The organism is Mycobacterium sp., from assembly GCF_036488105.1.
Lineage (GTDB): Bacteria > Actinomycetota > Actinomycetes > Mycobacteriales > Mycobacteriaceae > Mycobacterium.
The window spans coordinates 1-4,265 of the sequence record NZ_DASXHW010000069.1 but is presented as its reverse complement, the minus strand read 5'-3'; the positions used below and the strand labels follow the sequence as shown (position 1 = coordinate 4,265).

The following is a 4,265-nucleotide window of genomic DNA, read 5'->3' as shown; positions in this document are numbered from 1 at the left end:
CTTTCCGACGCGATCAACGACCAGCTGCGCACGATCCTGGGCCCGTCCGGTAAGCGGCCCGCGGCCATCGCCGAACGGGTGACCAAGACCTGGGAGCTCGGCGAGGGATGGGTCAAGCACGTCACCGTCGAGGTCGCGCTGGGTACCCGTGAGGGCACCAGCGTCCGGGGTGGCGCACTGGGCAACCTGCACGAGGGCGCGCTCGCCGACGCCGCCGCCGTCGACAGCGTCATCGACGCCGCCGTTACGGCCGTGGCCGCGCGCCGCGGAATCGCCGTGGCCTTGCCGTCGTCCGGCGGTGGCGGCGGTGCCACCGTCGACGCGGCAGCGCTCGGCGAATTCACCGAACAGATCACCGGCCGCGACGGTGTGCTCGCCTCGGCGGCCCGCCTGATACTCGGTCAACTCGGCCTCGATGACCCGGTCAGCGTGCCGCCGGCCTCGACCGACGCCGACCTGATCGACCTGGTCACCACCGAACTCGGCGCAGACTGGCCCCGGTTGGTGGCGCCTGTGTTCGACGGCAAGAAGGCCGTGGTGTTCGACGATCGCTGGGCCAGCGCCCGTGAAGATCTGGTCAAGCTCTGGCTGATCGACGACGACGAGGCCAACGCCGATTGGCTGCGGCTGTCGGAGCGGTTCGAGGGCGCCGGCCATGTGGTGGCGACGCAGGCGACCTGGTGGCAGGGCAAGGCGCTTGCTGCCGGACGTCAGATCCACGCCTCGCTGTACGGCCGGATCGCTGCCGGCGCGGAGAACCCGGATGCCGGTCGATACAGCGCTGAGGTCGCGGTGGTGACCGGCGCGTCGAAGGGCTCGATCGCCGCATCGGTGGTCGGCAAGTTGCTCGACGGCGGCGCCACTGTCATCGCGACGACGTCGAAGCTCGATGACGAGCGGTTGGCGTTCTACCGGAATCTTTACCGCGACCACGCCCGCTTCGGTGCTTCGCTGTGGGTGGTGGCGGCCAACATGGCGTCCTACTCCGACATCGATGCACTGGCCGAATGGATCGGCAACGAGCAGTCCGAAAGCCTTGGGCCACAGTCGATTCACATCAAGGACGCGCAAACGCCGACCCTGCTGTTCCCGTTCGCGGCGCCGCGGGTGGTCGGCGACCTGTCCGAGGCCGGCTCGCGCTCGGAGATGGAAATGAAGGTGCTGCTGTGGGCCGTGCAGCGGTTGATTGGCGGACTGTCCAAGATCGGCGCCGAGCGTGACATCGCCTCACGACTGCATGTGGTGCTGCCCGGCTCGCCCAACCGCGGCATGTTTGGCGGTGACGGCGCCTACGGCGAAGCCAAGTCAGCACTGGATGCCGTGGTGACCCGCTGGGGAGCCGAGTCGTCGTGGGCGCAGCGCGTCAGCCTCGCGCACGCGCTGATCGGTTGGACCCGCGGCACCGGGCTGATGGGGCATAACGATGCGATCGTCAGCTCCGTCGAAGAAGCCGGTGTCACAACGTATTCCACTGACGAGATGGCCGAGATGCTGTTAGGTCTGTGCGACATCGAGTCGCGGGCGGCCGCGGCCATGTCGCCGGTCAAGGTGGACTTCACCGGCGGGCTCGGCGATGTCGACTTGGACATGGCTGAGCTGGCCGCCAAGGCCCGCGAGGAGATGACCACCGAAGCTGCCGTCGACGACGACGACGCTGCCGAGGAGGGGACCATCGCCGCGTTGCCCTCGCCGCCGCGCGGCTTCAGCCCGGCCCCGCCGCCGGTGTGGGCCGACCTCGACGTCGACCCGTCCGAGTTGGTGGTCATCGTCGGCGGCGCCGAACTCGGGCCGTACGGCTCGTCGCGGACTCGCTTCGAGATGGAGGTCGACAACGAACTGTCGGCCGCCGGTGTGCTCGAGTTGGCTTGGACCACAGGCCTGATCAAGTGGGAAGACGACCCGACCCCGGGCTGGTATGACACCGAATCCGGCGACCTGATCGACGAGGCCGACTTGGTCGAGCGGTATCACGACGTCGTCGTTGAACGCGTCGGCATCCGTGAGTTCGTCGACGACGGTGCGATCGATCCCGATCACGCGTCGCCACTGATGGTGAGCGTGTTCCTGGACAAGGACTTCACCTTCGTCGTCTCATCGGAGGCCGACGCTCGCGGGTTCGCGCAGTTCGACGCCGAGCACACGGTGGTCCAGCCGGTCCCGGGCTCCAGCGACTGGCAAGTTACCCGCAAGGCGGGCACCGAGATTCGCGTGCCGCGCAAGACCAAGCTGTCGAGGACCGTCGGCGCGCAGATCCCCACCGGGTTCGATCCGACGGTGTTCGGCATCAGCCAAGACATGGCCAGCTCGGTCGACCGGGTGGCGCTGTGGAACATCGTGGCGACCGTCGACGCGTTCCTGTCGTCGGGCTTCACCCCGACCGAGCTGATGCGATGGGTGCACCCGGGCCTGGTTGCCAGCACTCAGGGCACCGGTATGGGTGGCATGACGTCGATGCAGACGATGTATCACGGCAACCTGCTCGGCCGGAACAAACCGAACGACATCCTGCAGGAGGTCCTGCCCAACGTCGTTGCCGCACATGTGATTCAGTCGTATGTCGGTAGCTATGGCGCGATGATCCACCCGGTTGGCGCATGCGCCACCGCGGCGGTCTCGGTCGAGGAGGGTGCGGACAAGATCCGGCTCGGCAAGGCCGAATTAGTGGTCACCGGTGGGTTCGACGACCTGACGCTGGAGGCCATCATCGGCTTCGGTGACATGGCGGCCACCGCCGACACCAGCATGATGCGCGGCCGGGGCATTGCGGACTCGAAGTTCTCCCGGCCCAACGACCGGCGCCGGCTCGGGTTCCTGGAAGCTCAGGGCGGTGGCACCATCCTGCTGGCCCGCGGCGACCTCGCGCTCAAGATGGGTCTGCCGGTGCTGGCGGTGGTGGGCTACGCGCAGTCGTTCGCCGACGGTGTGCACACCTCGATTCCGGCCCCGGGCCTGGGCGCGCTGGGTGCCGGACGTGGCGGCAAGGATTCGCCGCTGGCCCGGTCGCTGGCCAAGCTGGGCGTCGGCGCTGACGATGTCGCGGTGATCTCCAAGCACGACACCTCGACGTTGGCCAACGACCCCAACGAAACCGAACTGCATGAGCGGCTGGCCGATTCGATGGGCCGCTCCGACGGCGCTCCAATGTTCATCGTGTCGCAGAAGAGCCTCACCGGGCACGCCAAGGGCGGCGCTGCGGTCTTCCAGATGATCGGCCTGTGCCAGATCCTGCGCGACGGGGTCATCCCGCCCAACCGCAGCCTGGATTGCGTCGACGACGAACTCGCGGACTCCGCGCACTTCGTCTGGGTGCGCGAAACGCTGCGGCTCGGCGAGAAGTTCCCGCTGAAGGCCGGGCTGGTGACCAGCCTCGGGTTCGGCCACGTGTCGGGACTGGTCGCGCTGGTGCACCCGGAGGCCTTCATGGCAACGCTGGATGCCGAACAGCGCGCGGATTACCTGCGTAGGGCAGACGCCCGTCTGCTGGCCGGACAGCGACGACTGGCGTCGGCGATCGCCGGCGGCCCCGCACTGTACGAGCGTCCCGCCGACCGTCGCTTCGACCACCAGGTGTCCGAGAAGCGGCAGGAAGCGTCGATGTTGCTCGACGCGAACGCGCGATTGGGCGACGACGACGTCTACCGCCAGTGAGCATCCGATAGGTTCGCAGAAATGAGCATCGTCGGAGTGGGGATAGACCTTGTCTCCATTACTGAGTTCGCTGAGCAGGTCGACCAGCCCGGAACGGTCTTCGCCGAGACCTTCACCCCAGGTGAGCGGCGTGACGCGTCGAACAAGAGTTCATCGGCCGCACGACACCTGGAGGCGCGGTGGGCGGCCAAGGAAGCGGTGATCAAGGCCTGGTCCGGATCGCGGTTCTCCCAACGACCGGTGTTGCGCGAGGACATCCATCGCGACATCGAGGTCGTCACCGATATGTGGGGCCGGCCGCGGGTGCGGTTGACCGGCGATATCGCCAAGCATCTGAAGGACGTGACGATCCACGTGTCGTTGACGCACGAAGCCGACACCGCGGCCGCGGTGGCCATTCTTGAGGCGCCGTAGCGTTTTCTCATCCGTCACAAGGAGTCGGACACATGCCGATTTGCCCACCTCCGAGCGACAACTCAGCCGCTGTACGGCCTTGTCGCTGAGAGGTGGGCACAAAGGCCGCCACCATCTCAAGTGACCCAAGTCGCGGATGGGGCCTTAGCGTCTCGCGTCGACCGTAGCCCGACTAGCCTGGAAGACCATGAGCGATCTGGTCG

General features: G+C 67.3%; 2 protein-coding genes. Both read left to right on the top strand.

What is annotated here, in order from left to right; translation table 11 throughout:
* The coding region (locus VGH54_RS03820) for a beta-ketoacyl synthase N-terminal-like domain-containing protein (protein WP_331510611.1) at positions 1 to 3,648 on the top strand (3,648 nt) is incomplete at its 5' end.
* Between the two features lie 21 nt (positions 3,649 to 3,669).
* Positions 3,670 to 4,062 carry a holo-ACP synthase gene (locus VGH54_RS03815; protein ID WP_331510610.1) on the top strand — a complete coding sequence of 131 codons (393 nt, stop codon included), beginning with the start codon at positions 3,670 to 3,672 and terminating at the stop codon, positions 4,060 to 4,062.
* Positions 4,063 to 4,265 lie beyond the last annotated feature (203 nt).

What these genes read in the sequence shown, in the direction of transcription:
- VGH54_RS03815 (WP_331510610.1), top strand. Translation starts at nt 3,670, where the DNA reads ATGAGCATCGTCGGAGTGGGGATAGACCTTGTCTCCATTACTGAGTTC.